Consider the following 24,381-nt stretch of genomic DNA (forward strand, 5'->3'; position numbering starts at 1 on the left):
TTCGCTCTCGTTGTGGCCCGTCGCAATTGCGGCGGGCCATTTTCTTTGCTCCGAGGGGCAAATGTGATTGCTTCATATGTTGACATAAAGATATCTTTATGTGATTGACTTGGCTTCGTGTTTGTCGTTTTCAGAACGGGAGATTTCCCATGTCCGCCATCGACGCCCTTTTCGGCGATGTTTCCTCCAAGCCGGATGGCTCCGAGATCAAGCGGGCGCTGGCCCAGGCTGCGCGCGAACGCATCCTGATCATGGATGGCGCGATGGGTACGGAGATCCAGCAACTCGGCTTCATCGAGCAGCATTTCCGGGGCGACCGATTCGGCGGCTGCGCCTGTCACCAGCAGGGCAACAACGATCTTCTGACGCTGACCCAGCCGAAGGCGATCGAGGACATTCACTACGCCTATGCGATCGCCGGCGCCGATATCCTCGAAACCAACACCTTCTCCTCGACCCGCATCGCCCAGGCCGATTACGGCATGGAGGACATGGTCTATGAGCTCAACCGCGATGGCGCCCGGCTGGCGCGCCGCGCCGCCAAGCGCGCAGAGGCCCAAGACGGCCGCCGCCGCTTCGTTGCCGGCGCACTCGGGCCGACAAACCGCACTGCGTCGATTTCGCCCGACGTCAACAATCCCGGCTATCGCGCCGTCACCTTCGACGATTTGCGCGTCGCCTATGCCGAGCAGATCCGCGGCCTGATCGACGGCGGCGCCGACATCATCCTGATCGAGACGATCTTCGACACGCTGAATGCCAAGGCGGCGATCTTTGCGACCAAGGAAGTCTTCGCGGAGAAGGGCATCGACCTGCCGGTGATGATCTCTGGCACGATCACCGATCTCTCGGGCCGCACGCTGTCGGGCCAGACGCCGACCGCTTTCTGGCACTCGGTGCGCCACGCCGAACCCTTCACCATCGGGCTCAACTGCGCGCTCGGCGCCAATGCCATGCGCGCCCATATCGACGAACTCTCGGGCGTTGCCGATACCTTCGTCTGCGCCTATCCCAATGCCGGCCTGCCGAACGAGTTCGGCCAGTATGACGAGACGCCGGAGCAGATGGCGGCGCAGGTGGAAGCGTTTGCGCGCGATGGGCTGCTGAACATCGTCGGCGGCTGCTGCGGCTCGACGCCGGCCCATATCAGCGCGATCGCCAGGGCGGTTGCCAAGCATCCGCCGCGCGAGATCCCCAAGGTCGAGCCGCTGATGCGGCTCTCCGGGCTCGAGCCCTTCACGCTGACGTCGGACATTCCCTTCGTCAACGTTGGCGAGCGCACCAACGTCACGGGCTCGGCGAAGTTCCGCAAGCTGATCACCGCCGGCGACTATTCGGCCGCTCTCGACGTCGCGCGCGACCAGGTGGCGAATGGCGCCCAGATCATCGACATCAACATGGACGAAGGCCTGATCGATTCGAAGCAGGCGATGGTCGAGTTCCTGAACCTCGTCGCCTCCGAGCCGGATATCGCCCGCGTTCCCGTGATGATCGATTCGTCGAAATGGGAAGCGATCGAGGCCGGCCTGAAATGCGTCCAGGGCAAGCCGCTGGTCAATTCCATCTCGATGAAGGAAGGCGAGGAAGCGTTCCTGCACCACGCGAAGCTCTGCCGCGCCTATGGCGCCGCGGTCGTCATCATGGCCTTCGACGAGGTCGGCCAGGCCGACACCCAGGCGCGCAAGGTCGAGATCTGCACCCGCGCCTACAAGCTCCTGACCGAACAGGCGGGCTTCCCGCCCGAGGACATCATCTTCGATCCGAACATCTTCGCCGTGGCGACGGGTATCGAGGAACACAACAACTACGGCGTCGACTTCATCGAGGCGACGCGCGAGATCATCAAGACCCTGCCGCATGTGCATGTGTCGGGCGGCGTCTCGAATCTCTCCTTCTCGTTCCGCGGCAACGAGCCGGTGCGCGAGGCGATGCACGCGGTGTTCCTCTACCATGCCATCCAGGCGGGTATGGACATGGGCATCGTCAATGCCGGCCAGCTCGCCGTCTACGACGCGATCGATGCAGACCTGCGCGAGGCCTGCGAGGACGTGGTGCTCAACCGCCGCGCCGATTCGACCGAGCGCATGCTTGAGATCGCCGAGCGCTACCGCGGCCAGGGCGGGGCTCAAGGGCGGGAGAAGGATCTCTCATGGCGCGAATGGTCGGTGGAGAAGCGCCTCGAACACGCGCTCGTCAACGGCATCACCGAGTACATCGAGGCCGATACGGAAGAAGCACGGCTGGCCGCCGCGCGGCCGCTGCATGTTATCGAAGGCCCGCTGATGGCCGGCATGAACGTCGTCGGTGATCTCTTTGGCTCCGGCAAGATGTTCCTGCCGCAGGTGGTGAAATCCGCGCGCGTCATGAAACAGGCGGTTGCCGTGCTCCTGCCGCACATGGAGGCGGAGAAACTTGCCAATGGCGGCGAGGCGCGCCAGAGCGCCGGCAAGATCCTGATGGCGACCGTCAAGGGCGACGTGCACGACATCGGCAAGAACATCGTCGGCGTCGTGCTTGCCTGCAACAACTACGAGATCATCGATCTCGGCGTCATGGTGCCGTCTGCCAAGATCCTCGACGTGGCGCGCGAGCAGAAGGTGGATATCATCGGCCTCTCCGGCCTGATCACCCCGTCGCTCGACGAGATGGTGCATGTCGCCTCCGAACTCGAGCGCGAAGGCTTCGACGTGCCGCTTCTGATCGGCGGCGCGACCACCAGCCGCGTGCATACGGCGGTCAAGATCAATCCGCGTTACGACCGCGGCCAAACGGTCTACGTCACTGACGCCAGCCGCGCCGTCGGCGTCGTTTCGAGCCTGCTGTCGCCGGAAGCGCGCGACAGCTACATGGAGACGGTGCGAGCCGAGTACCGCAAGGTGGCCGACGCGCATGCGCGCAACGAGGCGGAAAAGCGCCGCCTGCCGCTGTCGCAGGCGCGCGCCAACCAGCATCGGATCGACTGGTCGAGCTACCAGGCGAAGGCGCCGTCCTTCCTCGGCACGCGTGTGTTCGAAAGCTGGGATCTCGCCGAACTCGCCCGCTATATCGACTGGACGCCGTTCTTCCAGACCTGGGAGCTGAAGGGCGTCTACCCGAAGATCCTCGACGACGAGGCACAAGGGGCGGCCGCCCGGCAGCTGTTCGATGATGCGCAGGCGATGCTCAAGAAGATCATCGACGAAAACTGGTTCGCACCGAAGGCGGTCGTCGGCTTCTGGCCGGCTGGCACGGTTGGCGACGACATCCGGCTCTTTACCGGCGAGGATCGCGCCTCCGAGCTTGCGACCTTCTTTACGCTCCGCCAGCAGCTTTCGAAGCGCGACGGTCGCGCGAACGTGGCGCTCTCCGATTTCGTCGCGCCTGCCGATAGCGGCTCGAACGACTATATCGGCGGCTTCGTCGTGACGGCCGGTATCGAGGAAGTGGCGATTGCCGAGCGCTTCGAGCGGGCCAACGACGATTATTCGTCGATCCTGGTCAAGGCGCTGGCCGACCGCTTCGCCGAAGCCTTTGCCGAGCGCATGCACGAATATGTGCGCAGGGAGCTCTGGGGTTATGCGGCCGACGAGACGTTTACGCCCGTCGAACTGATCGGCGAGCCCTATGCCGGCATCCGCCCGGCTCCGGGCTATCCGGCCCAGCCCGACCATACGGAAAAGGCGACGTTGTTCCGCCTGCTCGACGCTGAAGCAACGATCGGCGTCAGCCTGACCGAGAGCTATGCGATGTGGCCGGGGTCGTCGGTTTCCGGCCTCTATATCGGCCATCCCGAAGCCTATTATTTCGGCGTGGCCAAGGTCGAGCGCGATCAGGTCGAAGACTATGCGGAGCGCAAGCGCATGCCGGTGCGCGAGGTCGAGCGCTGGTTGTCGCCGATCCTCAACTATGTACCGATGCCGGAGACCGAAGCGGCTGAGTAACGCCGCTGGAGAGAGTGATGACGGGCCAGCAAGGGCTCGTCATTGCGATCGTTGGGTCTCGCCTTCGGGCTCGTCATCGAGCGCGGCAAGGAAAGCCGTGAGCGCTGCGTTGAAGCGGTCGGGCCGCTGCAGCGGGGCGAAGTGGCTGACGTCTGCAAGCAGAACGAATGCTGCGCCCGGAATGCTGTGGGCGAGATAGTCCGCGTGCTCGTATTTGATAAACTCGTCGTTCTCGCTCTGGACGATTGCGACCGGCACGCGGATCTCGCCAAGATCCGCGGCCGTGTAGTTCGGCTCGGTTCTCTGCATCGCGCTGACGGCGTCGACGAAAGCGCCAAAATCATCGGGCGTTGCCGATAGCTGTCTGTAATCGGAGGAATGTCGGGCAAAGCAGCGGTCGAGCACAGGGCTCGGCTCGATTTCTTTCGTTCCGCTCGGGTCCATGTTGCAGGCGAAGAAGAAGACGCCGCTTGCGCGTTCCGGTGCCTTGGAGGCGAGAACGAGCGCAATGCAGGCGCCGTCGCTCCAGCCGACAAACGATGCTTTCTCAAGCTCCAATTTGTCCATAACGGCAAGCACGTCCGCCGCCATCAGCTCGTAGCTATAGGGCCTGGCATCGCGGCTGCTGCGGCCGTGGCCGCGGCTGTCGATCAGGATGACGCGGTGGCCAGTCTCAAGCAGGGCCGGGACCTGAAAGCCCCAGTTGCCGCTGTGGCCAAGGCCGCCGTGCAATAGGATCACCGGCTTGCCCTGGCCATAGGCCGCATACCAGATCCGTGCGCCGTCACGCTCGACATGGCCTTCAACCGTTGCTGCGGGCAGGGGCGTTGCGCCATGCTCGGCGAAGGCCGCTAGGTTGTCATCGCTGTGTTCCATGCATGTGGCCCCCGCTGCGCGATTCACGCCAAGTCTAGTTTACCGGCTGCGGCTCGGGGAAGTGCCAGGTGCCATCGAGGATTTCCTTGCGCGGCCGGTAGAGCCGCACCGTGTAATTCCAGCCATCGACCACGGGCAGGCAGTTGGCGATCTTGCCACCGCAGCCGCCGAACTGGATCGAGACGCTGCCGTCGTCAGCCTTTTTCGCGGTGACGTTGTTGATCGCATAGGCGTTGTAAGCGTTTTTCTCGTAGAAGCCTTGCGCGTCGTAGACGCTGACCGACCAGAAGGCATCGACCGGCACATCCTTGACATCGAGCTTGTAGATCGTCTTGCCGTCGTTCTTGGCGGGCGTGACGTTGAGATAGGTCGCGTCTTTGTCCGGGTTGCCGCCCCAGCCGGTCGCGGTGCCGATCAGGTGGCGGATCGGATCGACCTCCTCCTTGGTGCCGAAGGCCTTCTTGAAGTCCGGCATCGTCGCGCCAAGTGCGAGCAGCGCCTCGCGCACCTTCTTCTGGCTGGCTGGATCCCAGGCCGGAACCTCGAATTTGCCTGCATCTTTCTGGCTGACCTTGATCGCGTCCTGCAGCGCATGCACTTCGGCGATGTCCTTTTTGTCGGCCGGGTCGACGAGCGTGCGGATACCGACGACGACGTAGCGCGTGCCGGCCTTTTCCTTCGTCAGCGTCGTTTCGCCGGCACCGTAGACCACCTCGGGCACATAGTGATCCTCGTTGATCACCTGCATCGACATGAAGCGCTTACCCGCGTCCGGCAGGGTGATGGTAACAGGCCCGGCGTCCAGATCGAACACGGCCGACGAATAGAGCGTGTCGCGGTTGAGGCGGATAACGGTCTGATTGTCGATCGAGGCGGGCTCGCGCCGGTGCAGGAATTTGCCGAAGGCGCCGTCCTTGACCATGCTTGCCGCATACATGTCGCTCTCGGCGCGAATGAAGTTGTCGACGCCGACGGTCACGGGCTCGGCGGCGCTTGCCGTCAGCGGGCTGATGCCGACAAGGGCCGCGGTCAGGGCGATGGCGATACTGGATTTGGTCATGTCAGGTCCTCGGCGATCAATTGACGTGGTGCAGGGCTGGCGCTTTCCATTTGCCGTCGAGCGCATCGGCTTTCGGCCAGTAGAGGCGCATCGCCATGAAAAACGGGCCAGTGGGGGCGGGCAACCAGTTGGCCTCCTTGTCGGGGCCTGGGTTCTGGTTCTGAATGTGGAGCGTCACGCCGCCGTCGGCGTCCTTCTTCAGGTCCGGCAGCATCGGCGAGTTGATCAGGTAGCGGTTGAGCGGATTGGCGTAGAGCAGGCTCGCCGGCAGTTCGTAGAGCGTCAGCGACCAGAAGGCATTGACCGGTGGCAGTTGCCCCGGCTCGAAGCGCAGCGTGTAGCGGTTCTCACCCGAAAGCGGCTTCTTGTCGTCGCTGGTGAAGTAGGCAGGATAGATCGCCTCGTCCTTGGAGTTGCCGTAGATGCCGAGCACGGCGCCCGACATGCGGTCGAGATAGCGGCCGTTCAGATAGTCGCGCGTGCCGAAGCTGTCGCCGCTCGTTCGTTTGCCGGTATCGAGTTCGGTTTCCTTGAACGTCTTGAAGGCGGCCCAGGCATCGGCGATGCCGCCTTGGATGGCCTGCTGCATGTCAGGAGAAAACGTCTCGAAGTCGAAGCTCTTGCCACCGCCGACATTGATCTTGGCGAAGCGCTCCATCAGGTCCTTCTCGGACGGGTTTGTCGGGCAGAAACCGAGGATGAAATTGAGGATCCTGAAGAACTCCGGCGAGGTCTTTTCCTCCGTCGCGCTGAGCGGCGTGATGAAATCGACGGCCGCGGCCGGCGCTGGTGCCGGCTGACCAAGGAATGTCGACAGCGGCTCGACCTTGTAGCCGGCCTGGATCTTCTTGACGTTCTCGATGTCGGCGGGGTTGAAGAGCTGCGTGCGGTAAAGCACGAAGGCGAATTCGGTTTCCGAGCGGATCACCGCCTTGATGCCGGGCGGCGTTTCGCCTTTCCAATCCGGGCCTGCGAGCAGGAAACGGCCCGCCTCGCTGCCGGTGGCGCGGCTGCCGACATAGGCGAAATTGAAGGTGTACATGTCGACGAACTGGAGCGAGTAGTACCGCTCCTTCTCGACCGCAGGCACTGTCAGGACCAGCGGCTCGGCGCGCAGGTCGGCGCCGAGGAAGGAGTAGGGCGTATCGGAATTTGGCGTCTGGATCGCCTTGTCCTCGGGCGTGTAAACCCGTGCGGTGTTGTTGAGCGTGTTCCAGCCGCTCTTGAACTCCGCACCGCCGCGATCGACGAAGTAGGAATGCTGCACCCGATAGCTGTCGACGAGCGGGAAACCGTAGATATAGGCATCCTTGGCGATGGCGCGCGCCTCTTCGGCCGTGAGGCCGCTATCGGCAGCGCCCGCATCTGTCATTCTGAGTGCCGGCAGTGCCGTTGCAAGCGCGCCGAACATCAGCAGTGACCGTCTTTTCAGCATGGCACATTCCCTCAGATGATCGCCTGCAATCGTGGCACTTCAGCGAGGTCCTGCAAGTACGTAACGGTTACGGCCTGGTCGACGCGTCTCGTCCATGCGCGCCGATGGCGCCGCCCGCCAAGCTGCGGTAACATTGTCGCTGGAGTACGCCGTACGCTGAGAGCTCGTCGATGGAGCGCCGCCTCGCTGCCGTCCTGATCGCGGATGTCGTCGGTTACAGCCGCTTGAGCCGGCTGGACGAGGAAGGCACGCGCCTTCGTTTCCAGTCGGACCTTTCCAATATCCTGGAACCGCTTTTCCACGAGTTTCACGGGCGTCTGGTGAAGACGATGGGCGATGGCCTGCTCGTCGAATTCCGCAGCGTCGTCGATGCAACCCAATGCGCGGTCGAGATCCAGCGGCGCAAGGCGGAAGCGGGCGCTGACAAGGCGCCAAACGGCGAGAGGCTGGACTTCCGCATCGGCATCAATCTCGGCGACATCATCGTCGAGGGTGACGACATCCATGGCGATGGCGTCAATATTGCCGACCGGGTGCAGGGGCTCGCAGAGCCGGGCGGGATTGCCATCTCGGGTACGGCCTATGACCAGGTCAGTTCCAAGCTGAAGGTCGGTTTCGTTTCGCTCGGGCGGCAAGCCGTCAAGGGCTTGGCCGACCCGATCCGGGTCTACCGGGTGCTGCTCAACCCCGAGGCGGCGGGCAAGACTACGGTCGAGAGGAAGTCGCGGCGGGCTGCCTGGGCGAAGGGGCTGGTTGCCGGTGCCGCCGCGGTCGCCGTTTCGGCAGCGGCCGCCTGGTGGCAGCCTTGGACCTTGATCCCTTCGCCAGGTCCGGCGCAACGTTTCGCCTACCCGTTGCCGGATCAGCCTTCGGTTGCCGTGCTTCCCTTCATCAATGTCAGCGGCGACAGCGACCACGACCACTTGGCCGAGGGGCTGACGGACGATCTCATCACAGAACTCTCGAAAGTGTCCGGCCTCTTTGTCATCGCGCGTCATTCGGTGTTCGCGCTGAAGGGCAGTACCGACAAGATCCAGGACGTTGCGGCGGAACTGGGCGTGCACTACGTGCTCGAAGGCACGCTGCAGCGGGCCGACCAGCGGCTGCGCATCAACGTAAAGCTGATCGACGCGGTGAGTGGGCTGTCGCTCTGGGCGGAGCGCTACGACCGGCAATATGCCGATCTCTTTGCGGTTCAGGACGACGTGATCGGCAAGATCATCGCAGCGCTCGAGGTCAAGCTCAGTGAGGGCGAACGTGATCAGCTGGCGCGCATACCGACAGACAATCTCGAGGCCTACGACAATTACATGCGGGCAGAACAGCAGGGGCTGATCTGGCGGGACGTCGACACCTATCGGCAGACACTTTCCTTTTATCAGCGGGCGATCGATCTCGATCCGAAGTTCGCCGACGCGCATGCCGGTATCGCCCGGGTCGCCGTCGACGTCTGGCGCAACGACTACAACTATCTCTGGTCGGCGGCCGTGGCGCGCAAGATCGCCTATGACGCGGCGGGCGAGGCGCTGAAGCTCGATGCCAACAACGCCCGCGCCCATACCGTTCTGGCGCTGCTGCAACTCGTCGACGGCCGTCCGCTCGAGGCCAAGGAATCGGCGCTTCGGGCCGTCTCGGCGCAACCGAACGACGCGGAGGCACTGGCCAATCTGGCGCTCGTGCTGGCCCAGACCGGCGAACACGAGCAGGCGGTCGATGATATCGCGCGGGCGCTGCGGCTCGATCCGTCGCCTTCGTCAAGTTTGCAGTTGCTCGCTGGCATCGTCTACTACACCGCGCGCCACCTGGAGAAGGCAATCCCGCTGATCGAAGCGGCCGGCGCATCGTTGCCGAAGGTCGAAGCGGTGCGGGAGTATCTGGCGTCGGCCTATGCCCAGCGCGGTGATCAGCAGAGTGCGGCGGCTGAGGCGGCTGAACTGCTGAAGCTCTTCCCGGACACCAACCTCACCTACTACGGTTATCTCTATGACTATTGGCCCCAGGAGGATCTCTATCGCCACCTCTTCGGCCTGCGCGTGGCCGGCATTCCCGAATGGCCCTTCGGCTTTATCGGTGCCGGTGGCGACCGGCTTGGGCCGGCCGAACTCAAGCAACTGACCAGCGACAAGACCTGGGTCGGCGTGCACAAGAACGGCACGAGTTTTGCACAGTTCTTCGACAGGGACGGCAACACCGCCTACCGCACGAGCAACACCAACATCACCGGCCGCATCGAGGTGAAGGGCAACCAGCTCTGCGAGAAATACGACGGCTATTTCCTCGACCGCATGGTCTGCGGCTACGTCTACCGCAATACGGCCAAGGGCGAGCGCACGGCGGACTACATCAATGTCACGCCGCAGTCGCTGAAGTTCTTCTCGATCGAGAAGTGACGGTTGTCATCGTCGAGCCGCCGGCCTTCAGGGCCGGGGCTGCGTCCAGTTGATGTTGGCCTTCTCGGTCAGCAGCGTCTGCTCGACCTCGGACCAGTGCTTGCGCGAATCGACCACCTTGTTCGGGTTCTTCACCAGCCCGTCGGCCGCACCCGGATCGTAGCTGAGATAGAGCTTGTCCTCGATAATGCGCCAGGCCTTGGGATCGATGTTGGTCGTGACCGTGCCGAAGGAAACACCATCGGCGCAGTAGCCGCCATATTGCGGCGCATAGCGGGTCGGCTCCTTGATGAACTGGTCACGGTGTTCGGCGCTGGCAAACTGCCACGTGGCGCCGAGCCAGCGGTAGCTGAACTCCGGCGATCCTTCGACCGCCTTGTTCTCGGTGAAATAGGCGACGGGATCGTAGCCCTTGATTGCGACGTCACCGAAGTAGCCGGTGTTGACGGGCTCTTCCGCCAGCGACGGCATGGCGAAGCCAAGCAGGACCGCGGTCGCCGCGATTGCAAATCGTATGGAGTGTCGAGACATGCCGTTTCCTCCGTTTCCGGATCTGATTTACTGCCGTTTCGTGCATTCGCCGTAGAGCCAGTCGCCGACCAGTTCGGCCTTCTGGCAGGTGGCGCCGGCCTTCAGCAGAAGTTCGGCGGCCGGCCAATAGGATCGCCAGCCGGCCTGGGTGAGCGGCGTGTAGCCGTTGCGCTCCTTGGCTTCGATATCGGCCTTGTTGGCAAGCAGGAAGGCAACCACCTCGGCGTGGCCCTCTTCGGCGGCCGCATGCAGCGGCGACATCTTGTAGAAATTGGAGACGTCGTTGACTGCTGCACCCTTGGCGACGAGCAGTTTGACGGTTTCGAGATTGCCGCCATAGGCCGCGGCGTGCAGTGCGGTGAGACCGCCCTTGTTGCGGATCTCGATGTCGTTGCCGCGGTCGATGAGAAGGGCGACGACCTCGGCGCGGCCCTTGAGAGCGGCAATCAACAGTGCCGGTTCACCGGCCGCATCGGGCTCGGTGATGTCGGTTCCCTGATCGAGCAACTGTTTGACGCGCTCCGTGTCGCCGTCCCGTGCCGCGTCATGCAAGGGACCCGCGTTCGCCGCCGCGGCGAACAACACCACCGCGGCCAGCGAAGCAAAGAGAGATTTCATCGCGTAACCTCCGCCCCAGCTTCGGTCTCGCCAATTAGGAAGGGCGAAAATACCACAGGGCGGCCGGCGGAAACAGGCATTAGCGCCGCCCGATACATACTCCTTTTGGGTGTCTGCGATGAGGAGTGCCTGTCAGGCGGCGACCTGCATCAGGTCGAGCATGCGGCCGATTGCGCTTGGAATGGGCGCGATGATCGGCGTCGAAAACATCGGCTGGAGCGCGTCGGCAGCCTGGCCGAGCGGGCCGCCGCCGATGATGACGGCGTCTGCGCCGTCGAGCTCGATGCATTGGCGGACCGCCTCGCCGAGAGCCGAAAGCAGCCGATCCGGGTGGGCGGAAAGCGCAAGCGGATCGCCCGAGGTGCAGCGGATGCCGGTATATTGCTCCCAGACGCCGAGATCGCGGGCGCGGTCGTCGATCGCCTGGATCAGTTCCGGCGTCGTGGTGGCGACGCCGAACTTGCGGCCGCCCCGCGAGGCCTCGATCATCGAGGCCTCACAGATACCGATGACGGGGATATCGAGGCGGTGCTTGAGGGCGGCAAGGCCGGGATCGCCAAACGCGCTGACGACGATGCCGAGGCATCCGGCTTCATGCTTCTCGCCGATCTCGACGACCTCGGCAGCGGACGCATCCAGCTGCTCCGGTGTGACGATCATCGGCGGGTTCCGCATGGCCGTGGCAACTGCCACGGCCATGCGTCCTGATGCGGCCCGGCGTGCGATGGCGACCATCATGTCGCTGGTGGCACGCGAACTGTTCGGGTTGATCAGAAGGATATGTGCGCTCACGTTCTCAGTTCCACGCCGACTTTGATTTCAGAAGTGTCAGCCTTCGCCAGGTCGGCATCGGCAGGCTGGGTGAGGTCTTCCATCGACATGCCGTAGGTCTCGGGGCCGAGCTGGATGCAGAAGGCGAAGACCGCATACATGCCGGCGGCAAGGCCGAAGACGCCGACCATGCCGTAGGCGTCGAAGAGGGCGCCGGCGATGGTGGGGACGAAGGACCCTGCGGCCGAACCGGTTGCGAGAATCAGCGCCACGCCGAAGGCGCGGATACGGGTCGGGAAGAGTTCCGGCGCATAGATCCAGATCGAGGTGTTGAGCAGCAGCACGAAGAACTGGAAGATCGCGCCGAACATCAGCACCAGATAGATGTTGGTGCCGAGATAGGCGATCGAGACTGCCGCGAGGCAGGCAAACACAGCGCCAAGCGTCAGCACCTTCTTGCGCGGGAAGTAGTAGCCGAACATCGAGGCTGCGATGGCGCCGAGTACGCTGCCGCTCTGGATGATCATGCTGTAGAGCAGGCTGCCCTGCAGCGTGTAGCCCATGGAGACGAAGATGATCGGCATCAGCGTCAGCACCGAAAGCTGGGCGCCGTAGCTCATCAGGATGGCGATGGCGACGGGAATGGTGCGGCCGATGAAGGGCGCGCGGAACAGTTCCTTCCAGTCGCTCTTGGCCGGTTCGTCATCCTTCAGGTGGTCCTTGGTGAGGTACTCCTGGACCTTGAGGTTACGCGGGCGCAGCGAGCCGGAGGCAAGGATCGAAAGAACCTTGTTGGCCTCGTCGATCTTGCCCTGCGAAGCGAGGAGGCGTGGCGTCTCCGGCACGAAGCGACGGTAGAAGACGACGAGCAGGGCCGGCAAGGCGAGCGAGGCAAACAGCCAGCGCCAGCTGTTTTCGCCGGGGAAGAGAGTGAAGATCATCAGGCCGAAGGCGGGGGCCAGGAAGTTGCCGAAGCCGCCGGCGCCGACATTGACGAGGCCGGCTGCGGTGCCGCGGAATTTCGGCGAGCAGAATTCCGACAGCATGGTGACGGCCGTCGAGATCTCGCCGCCGACGCCGAAGCCGACGATGGCGCGGGCGAAGCAGAGCGTGGCGAAATTCGGCGCCATGGCGCAGGCGGCCGAGCCGATGGTGAAGAGCAGGAGGTTGATGGTCAGCATCACGCGGCGGCCGTAGCGGTCGCCAAGAATGCCGGAAAGCAGGCGGCCGATCGCTGCGCTGCCGAAGGTGATGGTGTTGAGGAAGCCGATGTCGGTGCCGGTCAGACCCCAATGTTCTTTCAGGATCGGGCCGGCGACGCCGATGGTGTTCTGCTCGAAGCTGTCGAACAGGCAGCCGATGAGCACGAGGGCGAGGATCTGCTTGTGGGCGCCGGTGACGCCGATCTTGGTGAAGGCTGATTCCAACTGTCTGATGACCGGCGATGACCTGCCGGACGGTACCATATTTTCCGCTGCCATGGTTCGTTCCCCTTTATGGCTTAACAACGTGAAAATGTGAAAACTCAGTTTCATGAAATCTACATCATGAAATCTCAGTTTCATAGGAGATTCTATGACGCGCTGCGAAAGGAAATGGCCGTTCGCAACCCAGGCTAGGGAAGGCAGATTTCGTGCCATCCTACGAGAAACGAGAGTTTCTCGTTTTCTGTCAAAAGCTTGGCGACAGATCGCGCTCGAACGAGCGGTTGAAACTCAGATTTCGTCTGCTTGAAAAATGTTCTGCCGTTTCAGGCAAATGCCCAATCGGCGCTCACAGTTCGTCGAGCGCGTCGTTGATCGCCTCGATGCCGCGCAGGCGATTTCGGCCGGCGGGGCCGGCGATTTCGATGCATCGGGTGGTGAGCAGATGGCAGAGCGCCATCACCGAGACATGGTTGAACAGAGGCCCCGGCGCCAGCGTCTGGCAGCGGAAGTGCCATTCCGCCTGGTTGAGGAAGGGAACGCCCTCGTCGGTGATATAGAGCAGCCGTGCGCCCGATTTTTCGAGCTGCGCAAGGATCGGTTCGATCAAGGTGACGCGCCGGCGCAGGCCGAAAAGGATGACGACGTCGTCGCTGCCGGTGCTGACCAGATGCTCGCCGAGCGTCTGGCCGCCACCGGGGATGGCCGATATGTGCTCGACCACCTGGGTCATCTGCCATTGCAGATAGGTGGCGAAGGAATGACTGGCGCGAAAGCCGATGACCCAGACCTTGCGGGCGCCGAGAATGGCGGTGGCCGCCGCCGTCACCTGGGTTTCGGAAATGGCGAGGAACGTCGCTTCGATGTTGGCGACGCCCTGCGCCACATGTGAGGTGAGCGACTGCTCACCGCCGCTGTCAGTAGCGGTCGCCAGAAACAGGCGCGAGCCCGTCTGCTTGTCGGCGCGGGCATGGCGGCGCGCCTCCTCGTAATTGTCGTAGCCGAGCCGCTGGATGAAGCGCGACACCGTTGCCTTCGACACGTGGGCCAGTGCTGCCAGTTCCTGGGCCGAATAGCTCGCGACCTCGCCTGGAAAATCGCAGAGGAAATCGCCCAGTCGCCGCTCGGCCGGATGCAGCTCCGGCAGCACTTGGCGGACACGGGTGAGGAAGGAACGTTCTTTGGGGCTCATGCGATGTCCATGAAACTGGCGTTTCACGGCAATCTCTGATTTTCGCGGGGATATTGCAAGCGAGGCGGGCCGATGCCGCCTCGCTTTCAACGGCGGCAGATGCGGGCAGTTGCCCGCGTGCGTCAGTATTTCGACGGCACGTAGAGTTCCGGCGGCAGTACCTTGCGCTCGTAGTCCGGGTTGAAGACGCGTTCCGGCAGCGAGATTTCCTCGTGCGGCACGTCCTCGTAGGGGATCTGCCTCAACAGATGGTCAATGCAGTTCAGACGGGCGCGCTTCTTGTCGTTGCCTTCGACGATATGCCAGGGCGCTTCCGGGATGTTGGTACGGGCGAAGGTCTCTTCCTTGGCCTTGGTGTAACCTTCCCAGCGCACCCGCGACTGCAGGTCCATCGGCGACAGCTTCCACTGCTTCAGGGGATCATGGATGCGCACGAGGAAGCGCATCTGCTGCTCCTCGTCGGTGATCGAGAACCAGTACTTGACCAGCCGGATGCCGGAGCGCACCAGCATGCGCTCGAATTCCGGCACGTCGTCGAAGAACTGCTCGACCTGGTCCTCGGTGGCAAAACCCATGACGCGTTCGACGCCGGAACGGTTGTACCAGGAGCGGTCGAAGAGCACAATTTCGCCGCCGGCCGGCAGGTGCGGCACGTAGCGCTGGAAATACCATTGCGTCTTTTCGCGGTCGGACGGTGCCGGCAGTGCGACGACGCGCACGACGCGGGGATTGAGCCTCTGGGTGATGCGCTTGATGACGCCGCCCTTGCCGGCGGAATCACGGCCTTCGAAGATCACCACCACCTTTTCCTTGTGATGGACCACCCAGTCCTGAAGCTTGATCAGTTCCGACTGCAACTTCAGCAGCGCGCGGAAGTATTCGATGCGCGGGATCGATGGCGGATGGTTCTTGCGGTAGATCTTGCGGATCTCTTCCGACAGCGCCGGCTCGGAAAGCTCGAGTTCGTAATCCTCGTCGAGCGTGTCGGCCAGTTCCGCTTCCAGCCAGTCCTGCGTTTCGATCTCGTCGTTCGACCTGTTCATCTGACCCTCCGGATTCCGTGTGCTGCACGACAGCTTCGCATGATACCATCGTTAGTCGGCTTATTTCACAGCCGCATGAAGGGAATTTGACGCTGGTACCTCCACCCTCCGATCGGCACTATCCCTTGATGTACCAGCCCCAGGGCTCGTCGGCATCGAAGCTGGTGATCTGCTTGGTCTCCAGATAGTTCGAAAGCCCCCAGCGGCCGAGTTCGCGGCCGATGCCCGATTGTTTGTAGCCGCCCCATGGCGCTTCGGTGAAGGTCGGCTGCGAGCAGTTGATCCAGACGATGCCGGCGCGGAAGGCGCGGGCGACGCGCTCGCAGCGGTCCCTGTCGGCCGACATGACAGCGGCTGCAAGACCGAAGCGGCTGTCGTTGGCCATGCGGATCGCGTCTGCCTCTTCGCCAAAGGGCTTGACGCAGACCACCGGGCCGAAGATCTCCTCGCGCCAGACGTAGCTGTCCTCGCGCATATCGGTCAGCACCGTCGGCTCGATGAAGTAGCCGCTGTTGAGGCCGGCCGGGCGGCCTCCGCCGGCAGCCACGGTGGCGCCGTCCTGGCGGGCGCGGTCGATCGCGCCCATGATCTTGTCGTACTGGCCCTTGGAGACGATCGGCCCGAGCAGGGTGCCGTCATCGATCCCGTTGCCGATGGTGATTTTCGCGACCTCCTCGCAGAGGCGCTTGACGACGGTATCGTAGATCTCTTCTTCGACCAGCACCCGCGAGGTTGCGGAGCAGACCTGGCCCTGGTTCCAGAAGATGCCGAACATGATCCATTCGACGGCCTTGTCGATATCGCTGTCGGCGAAGACGACGAAGGGCGACTTGCCGCCGAGTTCGAGGCTGACGTTCTTGATGTCCTGGGCGCCGGCCATCATTACCTTGCGACCGGTGACCACGGAGCCGGTGAAGGCAAGCTTGTCGACCAGCGGATGCTCGGTCAACGGCTGGCCGGCATCCTGGCCGGTGCCGGTGAGGATGTTGAGTACGCCGGCGGGCAGCCCGACCTCCTCGGCAATGACGCCGAGCTCGAGCGCTGTCAACGGCGTCAACTCCGACGGTTTGAGCACGATGGTGCAGCCGGCGGCGAGCGCCGGCGCCACCTTCCATGACACCATCAGCAGCGGATAGTTCCAGGGTGTGATCGCGCCGACGACGCCCAGCGGTTCGCGCACGGCACGTGACGTGAAGCGGCTGTCGCCGACGGTGATCGCCTCCTCCGGGTTGGCGTCCAGTTCCTCGGCGAGGCCAGCATAGTAGCGGAAGCAGCCGGCGGCATCGTCGATGTCCCACAATGCTTCCGGCAGCGGCTTGCCGTTGTCGGCGACTTCGAGCCGGGCCAGCGAGTGGCGCTTTTCCTCGATCTTGGCGGCGATTGCACGCAGATAGGCGGCGCGCTCGCTGCCCGAAAGTTTTGGCCAGGGGCCGCTGTCGAAGGCGATGCGTGCGGCCTTTGTGGCCCGGTCTACGTCTTCGTAGGTTGCGGCAGGTGCACGATGGATGACCTCTTCCGTCGCCGGATCGATCACGTCGAGCGTGCCGCCGCGGCGCGGTTTTTCCCATTTTCCGTCGATGAACAACCGGTCCTGCATGCAATACCCCTTTATAGCCCGGTGCGAGTATGGCCAGTGAAAGTGAAACGCGCCAGCCGTAAGTTACGGCTGGCGTTGATCTTTTTCCCGCGGGGAGACGGCTCTAACGGTTGGTCGCCGACCCGCGCCACGCGAGGAACGGCAGAACCGGAAGGACGGCGCAGGCGCTGGCAAAGAGCCAGAACTGCCCGAGGGTCACGAGATTGCTGGTATAAAAGGCTCCCGAGAGAATGCCGGCGATCAAGCAGGCATCCATGAGTGGCAAGCTGACGGCATAAAACACGGCCTGGCGCTCCAGAGGCAGGCAGCGCTGCACGAGGGTAAAGTAGGTGGCGAAGGCGATCATCTCCGGTATGCCACCGACGATCAGCAGTGCGCTCGCGACCAGATAGTTGGGCGCGAAAATCAGCGCGAAGGTCGAAAGGCCCTCGAGCAGGCTGGAGATGAGATAGGCGCGAAGCAGCGCCTGCGTGCTGGTCAAAGCCCCTGCCAGTCGATGCGAGACGATGGCGCCGATCAGGGCGCCGGCACCCTGCGCCGCCAGCAGCAAGGTCCACATCTCCGGGCCGAGATGAAACTGGTCACGATTGAGCCAAAACAGGAACGGCTGCAGCGCCCCGAGCGAGACCATGTAGCCCAAAGCCGGGAGCAGCAAAGCCCAGAGCACAGGGTTTTCGCGGAACATCGCAAGGATTTCCCGTCCGAAGCCCGAAGCCCGAAGCGTGCGAGGGGGCCGCGTTCTCTTGCACCTGCCTGTCACGTGGTTGAAGCACCAGCAGAAGGGCCGCTGCGATCTGGGCGAGCGCCAGCGCAGCAAGCGTTGCCTCGATCGAGATGGAGGCGGCTGCGAGACCCGCTGCCGGCGGTCCGAAAATCTTGCCGAAGCGGTCGATCGCCTGGAAGGCGGTATTGGCCTCCATGTTGCGGCCGGCGGGAACGACGGCGGCGCGCAGCATCAGGAGGCCCGGTGTGATCACCGCATCCGCAGCGCCGATGACCAGGACGGTCATCTGCACTGTCATCGCGTCCGGCGCGAATGAAAGGCCGGGAATGGCGACGGCGGTCATCAACAGGGAGCACAGCACCGGAAGCCTCGGGCCGCTCCGCCGCAGGAGCGCGGCGACGATCGGCGCAAGCAGGAGGCTCGGCAACAGGCGCAAGGCAAGACTGCCGACCAGTTCCGCACCGGCGCCGAAACGCGTTGCGACGACGAGCGGCAACGCGGCGACGAGCATCCAGGAGCAGAAGGAATCGACGGTGAGGACGAGGCTGATGCGCCGGAAGGCGGCATCGCCCCAAAGATTGGAAATTTCCATAGGAGAGCCCGATGAGACGCCATCGATCTCGGGTCTGCTGCATTGGCAGGTTTGATGAGATCGACGCGAACAGGATAAGCCCGCGCGAGAGGCGGACGGTTCTGGGCTCACAGATGCAAGCCCCGCCTTGCGGGGCTAATCAGGCCATCAAATGGGGTTCGCTCGACATGGCCAGCCATCTACCATGGGGGCTTCTCAGGTGACAAGCGGCAGCCTCATGGTGATGGCTGCCGCGATTGATAGGCGGCTCTGCGCTATCGCGGTGCGTTGGCCAAGGCCGGCGTGACATTGGCGATCTGCGTGATCACCATGCCGCCGACGATGAAGAACAGACCGGTCAGCCGCGCCGCATTGACTGGCTTTTGCGGAAAACCCATCAGGCCGTAGTGGTCGATCAGCATGGAAATGACCATCTGGCCGGCAATGACGGCAACAATGAAGCTTGCCGCGCCGAGCTTCGGCGCAAGGAGGAGGGCCGCGGTAATGTAGATCACGCCGGCGAGCCCGCCGATCCAGACCCACCACGGACCCTTGAATGCCGCAGCCAGGTTGGGCAACGGCGCCCGGAAGGCAATCAGCATCGGCAGGATGAGCGCGAGGCTGACGCCGAGCGAGACGACCGTCGCCCAGAGCGGATGGCCGAGGAGGCGGCCAAGGTTGGCATTGGCGCCGGCCTGGAGGGGGACGACGGCGCCGGCGAAGATCGCCACGGCAAGCAACAGGAGGGAGGAGAGATTGGGCATTGTTTTTTCCTTTTGTTGCCGTGATCCTCTTTCATTTACTCGGAGAATGGAAATTCCGATTTTGCACGTGCTATATTCGTATCATGAATAATCTTGGCGCTATCGACCTGAACCTGCTCGTGGTGCTCGACGCCCTCCTGGCGGAGCGCCATGTCTCGCGCGCGGCTCTCCGGCTGAACAAAAGCCAGCCTGCCGTCAGCCATGCGCTGGCGCGGTTGCGCGCACTGTTCGACGACCCGTTGCTGGTGCGCCACGGCGGCCAGCTCGAGCCGACGGTGCGGGCCCTGGAGATCGCGCCGCAGCTTGCCGAAGCGCTCGCGCAAATGCGTCAGCTCATGGGGGCTCAACCGTTCGATCCGGCGCGCGAGCCCCACGTCTTCCGGCTGGCGATGTCCGACTACGCCGCACTTGTGCTGCTGCCGCAACTGATGGCCACGCTGCGCCGGCGGGCGCCGAACGTCGATCTCATCGTCAGTCAGGCAAGCCGCGAAGTGATGATGGCGCAGGCCATCGACGGCGAGATCGATTTGGCGCTCGGGGTTTTCCCGACGCTTGCCGAAGATCTGAGAACATCATTGCTGTTCGAGGAGCACTTCGCCTGCCTGGCGGATGCCGCAAGCCTTGGCGTCAAGAAGACGTTGGATCTGCCAGCCTATCTACAGCGGCCGCATGTTCTCGTTTCGCTGCGCGGCGATACTGGCAACGAGATCGACCTGGCGCTGGCCGCCGCGGGACACAAACGCCGCATCGCGCTGGCGCTGCCCCATTGGAGCGCTGCGCCCGGTCTCGTGCTCGGAACCGATCTGGTTTTGACGGTTGCGCGCCGGATCCTGCCACGCGACGGGGAGGCCGGACCGCTCACCATCTTCGCCCCACCCTTTGCCATTCCGCCCTTCGCCTTCCGGCAGATCTGGCACCGGCGGCGCGACGGCGATCCCGCCCATCGCTGGCTGCGGGACCTGATCGCCGGTGTTCTGGCGCCGCCGACTGCGGCCCCCGCCGCCGTGTGACGTGTGAAAACGAAAAGGCCCGGTGCGGCGATGCCGACCGGACCTTTCTTATAGGCTTTGTTTAGCGCGTCAGTGGCTGACGCCCTGGATCGCCGAAACCTGCCATTCGGCGCCCGGCTTGCGCACGAAGGTCCAGAGTTCGACGGCTTCCGTCAGATTGTCCGGATCGCCGCTGATTACCTTGCCGGTAGTGCGGTCACGCATGACGTCGATGCTCTCGTAGCGCATGGCGACGGTCGCGAACTCCGTTCCGTTTTCCGACCAGGCCTCGGCGACGTCGCCCTGAACCAGGTGCACATCGCGCACATCGTTCTTGACGCCGCTCGTGGCGTTGTCGCTGAGCTCTTCGGCAAGGTAGGACATGGCTTCCGGCGTCGTCAGGCGACGCAGCGTGCCGTAGTCTTCCGCAGCATAAGCGGCCTGTACGTCCTTCAGCATCTTTTCGAACTGCTCGAGGTCGGAGCCCTGGATGCCGATCTCATCGGTCGGGCCGTCGGCAACGGGCGCTGCCTGAGGGGCAGCCTGGGGCCGCGCCTGCGGCTGGCCGCTTGCCTGGCCACCGCCGATGCTCGGGATCTTGAACGACGGCATGCCGTTCGAAGGCTGCTGGCCCGACGAGCGCTCGGACGGACCGGCATAGGCCGTCTGCTGGCGGTTGCGGTTAAAGAAGCGCATGGCGAGCATGATCAGGCCGCCGATCAGAAGCATCTGCACAATCAGGCCGAGGAAGCCGGCAGCTCCGCCGAAGCCGCCGCCCATCAGCATGCCGATGAGGCCGCCGACCATCAGGCCGCCGAGCAGCGAACCGCCAAAGCCGCTGAAGAAGCCCGGACGGGCGTTCGGCTGGGCGGCGTTCGGACGCGTCTGGCCGGCTGCCGGAGTGGCGGCGGCGGGGCCTGCGTCCTGGCGCGGCGTCATCGAACGGTTGATCGGTGCCGCGCTGGTCGGCGCGGTGTTGGTGGTTGCCGGCTGCGAGAACGTGCGGGTGCCGCGGCTACCGAAGCCGCCGCCCGAACGCCGCGCTTCGGCGACGTCCACAACGGTCAGCGCGACGACCATGCCGATCGCCATCATTGCCAGAGTTCGTCCAAAACGCCCAAATCGCTGCATTGCCATCACAACCCCTAAATCTTGCTTGGGCTCAAACCGAGCCATCAGGGCCTGATATAGGGGCTCGACGCCTGAGATTTAAGCTTTTCGCGTCGTTTTTCGGCCAGTTTACCGTTATCCGACGCCGCTACCTGGCCGAATCCGGCGTGGAATCAGCATCTTCGGCGGGCGCCCGAACGCCGCCCGCCCTTGCCCCAAACACCTAGCGATTGGCCGCGAGGATCATCGTCGCCGCCTTTTCGGCGATCATGATCGTCGGTGAATTGGTGTTGCCCGAGGTGATTGTCGGCATGACCGAAGCGTCGGCGATGCGCAATCCCTTGAGCCCGCGCAGACGCAGTTCCGGATCGACGACACTGTCGGGATCGGCGCCCATGCGGCAGGTCCCGACCGGATGGAAGATCGTCGTGCCGATGTCGCCGGCGGCGCGCTTCAGGTCCTCCTCGGTCTCGTAGGAAGGCCCCGGCTTGAACTCGACCGGGTTGAAGCGGGCGAAGGAAGGTTGCCTGACGATCTGCCGCGTTAGCCGGATGGCATTGACCGCGACGTTTCGGTCGGCCTCCGCCGTCAGGTAGCGCGGCCGGATGTCCGGTGCGGCGGCAAAGTCCGGCCCTTTGAGATGCACCGAACCGCGGCTTTCCGGACGCAAGTTGCATACACTGGCGGTGATCGCCGGGAAGGAATGAACCGGCTCGCCGAACTTGTCGAGCGACACCGGCTGCACGTGATACTGCAGATCCGGCGTTTCCTTTTCCGGCCCGGAGCGGGTGAAGATGCCGAGCTGGCTCGGCGCCATCGCCATCGGCCCGGAACGTTTCAAGAGATATTCGAGCCCGATCGACGCCTTGCCGAACAGCGAGTTTGCCTTTTCGTTGAGCGTCGGCACGCCGGTGACCTTGTAGGCCATGCGGAGCTGCAGATGATCCTGCAGGTTTTCGCCGACGCCGGCCCGCTCAAGACGAACCTCGATGCCGTTGTCCTGCAGCACGTCGCCGCGACCGATGCCGGAGAGTTCGAGGATGTGCGGTGAGCCGATCGCGCCGGCGGAAAGCACCGTCTCGCGTGTGGCCGAGGCGCGCTTGACTGTGCCGTCGTGCTGGAATTCGACGCCCGCGACGCGATCGCCCTCGATGATCAGCTTGCGCACATGCGCCTTGGTCAAAACCGTAAGGTTGCCACGCTTCTGTGCCGGGCGCAGGAACGCCTTTGCGGTGTTCCAGCGGATGCCGGAGCGCTGGTTGACGTCGAAATAGCCGGAACCCTCATTGCTGCCGCGGTTGAAATCCGGCGTCTCGGGAATGCCGGCTTCGCTTGCCGCCTTCTGGAATGCGTCGAGCACATCCCAGCGCACGCGCGCCTTTTCCACCCGCCATTCGCCGCCGGCGCCATGCATGTCGTTGGCGCCGCGATAATGGTCCTCGGATTTCTTGAAGAGCGGCAGCACGTCGTCCCAGCCCCAGCCGGTGCAGCCGAGCTGCCGCCAGTGGTCGTAGTCTTGCGCCTGGCCGCGCATATAGATCATGCCGTTGATCGACGAGCAGCCGCCGAGCACCTTGCCGCGAGGGTAGCCGAGCGAACGGCCGTTCAGGCCCTCTTCGGCTGCGGTCGTGAAACACCAGTCCGTGCGCGGATTGTTGATGCAATAGAGATAGCCGACGGGAATGTGGATCCAGTGGTAGTTGTCGCGGCCGCCGGCTTCGAGCAGCAGCACGCGGTGCCGCGGGTTTTCCGAAAGGCGGTTGGCAAGCACGCAGCCGGCGCTGCCTGCTCCGACGACGATGAAGTCGTATATGTCCATGTTCTCCCTCGATATCTACGGCGCGACCTTCAGATCCGGGTTCGGGCGAGATCGCTCCTTCAGCCGCGCCCCGGCGCCGCATCCCTTCGCGTCATGCCTTCTTCCCAAACCGCCAGCCGTCGCGAATGAACGCGGGAACGCTCCGGCGCCGGATGGGGGCCGCCGGGGGCGTTCGTATCGCTCTGTTCATATTTGGCCAGACATGCTCCTCAGATGTCCGCTCTGGCACGTACCATCGGGAAAAAACCGCTTGGATGCAAGCGTGCGGAACCGTAAATTGCAAAACAGGATCTGTTCATTTTCGGACAGACAGGGAGTGAGCATGAATCCGAATTTCACCTGGGACGATCTGCAGTTCTTTCTGGCGGTGGCCCGTACTGGGCAGCTGTCGACGGCGGCGCGGCGCCTGAGGACCAGCCATGCCACAGTGTCGCGTCGCATCGATCGGCTGGAGTTCGCGCTGAAGGTCAAGCTGTTCGAGCGCAATCCGCGCGGCTACGTCTTGACCGGCATGGGCCAGCGCTTCGTCGAAACCGCCGAACGGATCGAGCGCGAGACCGAACAGTTGCAGCTCGACATCAATGACGGCCTGACGGCGCAGCGCGGCGTCGTCCGGCTGAGCACGCTCGAAGGCTTCGGCAATTTCTTCCTGGCCGACCGGCTGGGGGACTTTGCGGCGCGCTATCCGAACGTCTCCCTGGAAATGTTGGCGATCCAGCAGATCATGTCGCTGTCGCGCAAGGAGGCGGATATCCAGGTGGCGCTGACGGCGCCGAAGGCCGGACCTTACCAATCCGAGGTGCTGACCCCCTATACGCTGCATGTTTATGGTGCGCGCAGCTATCTGTCGAAGCATCCGCCGATCACGGGGCGCAACGATCTCGCGGCCCACCGCTTCGTCGGATATATCGAGGACATGATCTTTGCGCCCGGTCTCGATTACCTGGGGGAGCTGCAGCCAGGCCTGCATGCCCATTTCCAGAGTTCGAGCATCCTGACGCAGTTGAAGGCCGTGCGGCAGGGGCTGGGTCTTTGCGTCTTGCCGCACTTCATCGCGCAGCAGGAAGAGGACCTGGAGATCGTCCTGCCGGAAGAGATCGAACTCAAGCGCACCTACTGGCTGGTTTGCCATAGGGATCTGGTGGCCGTGCCGCGGGTGAGGGCGGTGCGCGAATTCCTGATGCAGAGCGTCAGGGAAAACCGCGGCCATTTCACCCGCGAATTGGCGTTGCCGACGACTGACGTTCGGCGCCTGTCACGCTCCTAAATCCTGCTAGATTGTGGCGATATAGGATCCCACAACCAATGGGCGGTGATTTGCGGGCCGAAAGACCGTGGCCTCGCGGATCAAAATCGACCTAGTTTATCAACAGCTGGAATTATTGTGTAAATTCAGTGAGTTGTCGATTTTTGAAGTTTTTTTGAAGGTTGCTGTTGACGTCTGTGAGGCGTGGGGTCTATAAGCCCGATCACTGACGAGGGCGGCGGCGCTGCTGGCGACGACGACCTTCGCTCTAGAGTTTCCTGGGTTGGCTGATGCTGATTGA

Annotated in this window: 20 protein-coding genes; 4 read left to right on the plus strand and 16 right to left on the minus strand. The window is 63.4% G+C overall.

Annotated elements, in window-relative coordinates; translation table 11 throughout:
- Positions 1-149 precede the first annotated feature (149 nt).
- A complete protein-coding gene (metH, locus tag M2267_RS22590) occupies positions 150-3,920 on the plus strand; it encodes a methionine synthase (RefSeq protein ID WP_429117264.1) in 3,771 nt (1,256 codons plus the stop codon).
- Positions 3,921-3,959: 39 nt separating this feature from the next.
- Here the strand turns inward: metH and M2267_RS22595 are convergent, their stop codons facing one another.
- The 3 genes from M2267_RS22595 to M2267_RS22605 are packed head-to-tail and all read right to left on the minus strand — an operon-like array spanning position 3,960 to position 7,291.
- Positions 3,960-4,796 carry an alpha/beta fold hydrolase gene (locus M2267_RS22595; RefSeq protein WP_429117267.1) on the minus strand — a complete coding sequence of 279 codons (837 nt, stop codon included), beginning with the start codon at positions 4,794-4,796 and terminating at the stop codon, positions 3,960-3,962.
- 34 nt (positions 4,797-4,830) lie between these two features.
- Positions 4,831-5,856: a DUF1254 domain-containing protein gene (locus M2267_RS22600; RefSeq protein WP_429117269.1), complete on the minus strand. Its 1,026-nt coding sequence runs from the start codon at positions 5,854-5,856 to the stop codon at positions 4,831-4,833.
- Between the two features lie 16 nt (positions 5,857-5,872).
- Complete coding sequence (locus M2267_RS22605) at positions 5,873-7,291, minus strand: DUF1254 domain-containing protein (RefSeq protein ID WP_429117272.1); 1,419 nt, start codon at positions 7,289-7,291, stop codon at positions 5,873-5,875.
- A gap of 170 nt (positions 7,292-7,461) precedes the next feature.
- Between M2267_RS22605 and M2267_RS22610 the strand changes: the two genes are divergently transcribed.
- On the plus strand, positions 7,462-9,681 hold the full coding sequence (locus tag M2267_RS22610) for an adenylate/guanylate cyclase domain-containing protein (RefSeq protein ID WP_429117275.1): 2,220 nt from the start codon (positions 7,462-7,464) through the stop codon (positions 9,679-9,681).
- Between the two features lie 27 nt (positions 9,682-9,708).
- Here M2267_RS22610 and M2267_RS22615 read toward each other — a convergent pair whose 3' ends face one another.
- From M2267_RS22615 to M2267_RS22660, 10 genes are all read right to left on the minus strand, one after another.
- The gene (locus M2267_RS22615) at positions 9,709-10,212 is read right to left on the minus strand and encodes a YHS domain-containing (seleno)protein (RefSeq protein WP_429117278.1); all 504 of its coding nucleotides are present in this window, start codon (positions 10,210-10,212) and stop codon (positions 9,709-9,711) included.
- A 27-nt stretch (positions 10,213-10,239) separates the two neighbouring features.
- On the minus strand, positions 10,240-10,830 hold the full coding sequence (locus tag M2267_RS22620; protein WP_429117279.1) for an ankyrin repeat domain-containing protein: 591 nt from the start codon (positions 10,828-10,830) through the stop codon (positions 10,240-10,242).
- Between the two features lie 132 nt (positions 10,831-10,962).
- On the minus strand, positions 10,963-11,622 hold the full coding sequence (locus M2267_RS22625) for an aspartate/glutamate racemase family protein (protein ID WP_429117281.1): 660 nt from the start codon (positions 11,620-11,622) through the stop codon (positions 10,963-10,965).
- Entirely contained in the window at positions 11,619-13,082 is a 1,464-nt protein-coding gene (locus M2267_RS22630; RefSeq protein WP_429117284.1) for an MFS transporter, read from the minus strand. The genes M2267_RS22625 and M2267_RS22630 overlap by 4 nt, the downstream gene beginning before the upstream one ends.
- 292 nt (positions 13,083-13,374) lie before the next feature.
- Positions 13,375-14,217 carry a MurR/RpiR family transcriptional regulator gene (locus M2267_RS22635; RefSeq protein ID WP_429117286.1) on the minus strand — a complete coding sequence of 281 codons (843 nt, stop codon included), beginning with the start codon at positions 14,215-14,217 and terminating at the stop codon, positions 13,375-13,377.
- A gap of 122 nt (positions 14,218-14,339) precedes the next feature.
- The gene (gene ppk2 / locus M2267_RS22640; protein ID WP_429117289.1) at positions 14,340-15,260 is read right to left on the minus strand and encodes a polyphosphate kinase 2; all 921 of its coding nucleotides are present in this window, start codon (positions 15,258-15,260) and stop codon (positions 14,340-14,342) included.
- Between the two features lie 118 nt (positions 15,261-15,378).
- A complete protein-coding gene (locus tag M2267_RS22645) occupies positions 15,379-16,857 on the minus strand; it encodes an aldehyde dehydrogenase family protein (RefSeq protein ID WP_429117291.1) in 1,479 nt (492 codons plus the stop codon).
- Between the two features lie 103 nt (positions 16,858-16,960).
- Positions 16,961-17,488: an MFS transporter gene (locus tag M2267_RS22650; RefSeq protein ID WP_429117292.1), complete on the minus strand. Its 528-nt coding sequence runs from the start codon at positions 17,486-17,488 to the stop codon at positions 16,961-16,963.
- Positions 17,439-18,173, minus strand: a complete 735-nt coding sequence (locus M2267_RS22655; RefSeq protein ID WP_429117294.1) for an MFS transporter — start codon at positions 18,171-18,173, stop codon at positions 17,439-17,441. Before M2267_RS22655 ends, M2267_RS22650 begins: the two co-directional genes overlap by 50 nt.
- A 254-nt stretch (positions 18,174-18,427) precedes the next feature.
- The gene (locus M2267_RS22660; protein WP_429117297.1) at positions 18,428-18,916 is read right to left on the minus strand and encodes a DMT family transporter; all 489 of its coding nucleotides are present in this window, start codon (positions 18,914-18,916) and stop codon (positions 18,428-18,430) included.
- On the opposite strand from M2267_RS22660, the gene M2267_RS22665 reads away from it, so the two are divergent.
- Positions 18,916-19,926: a LysR family transcriptional regulator gene (locus M2267_RS22665; protein ID WP_429117299.1), complete on the plus strand. Its 1,011-nt coding sequence runs from the start codon at positions 18,916-18,918 to the stop codon at positions 19,924-19,926. The genes M2267_RS22660 and M2267_RS22665 overlap by 1 nt on opposite strands.
- Positions 19,927-19,995: 69 nt before the next feature.
- Here M2267_RS22665 and M2267_RS22670 read toward each other — a convergent pair whose 3' ends face one another.
- Both M2267_RS22670 and M2267_RS22675 read right to left on the minus strand, forming a co-directional pair.
- Positions 19,996-20,997, minus strand: a complete 1,002-nt coding sequence (locus M2267_RS22670) for a Tim44 domain-containing protein (protein ID WP_429117316.1) — start codon at positions 20,995-20,997, stop codon at positions 19,996-19,998.
- A gap of 241 nt (positions 20,998-21,238) precedes the next feature.
- Positions 21,239-22,834: a GMC family oxidoreductase gene (locus M2267_RS22675; RefSeq protein WP_429117300.1), complete on the minus strand. Its 1,596-nt coding sequence runs from the start codon at positions 22,832-22,834 to the stop codon at positions 21,239-21,241.
- 322 nt (positions 22,835-23,156) lie between these two features.
- Between M2267_RS22675 and M2267_RS22680 the strand changes: the two genes are divergently transcribed.
- Positions 23,157-24,101 carry a LysR family transcriptional regulator gene (locus M2267_RS22680; protein ID WP_429117301.1) on the plus strand — a complete coding sequence of 315 codons (945 nt, stop codon included), beginning with the start codon at positions 23,157-23,159 and terminating at the stop codon, positions 24,099-24,101.
- A 99-nt stretch (positions 24,102-24,200) separates the two neighbouring features.
- Here the strand turns inward: M2267_RS22680 and M2267_RS22685 are convergent.
- A partial coding sequence (locus M2267_RS22685) for a hypothetical protein (RefSeq protein ID WP_429117302.1) occupies positions 24,201-24,381 on the minus strand: 181 nt, incomplete at its 5' end.

Origin of the sequence: Ensifer sp. KUDG1 (genome assembly GCF_050434285.1) — a bacterium.
Lineage (GTDB): Bacteria > Pseudomonadota > Alphaproteobacteria > Rhizobiales > Rhizobiaceae > Ensifer.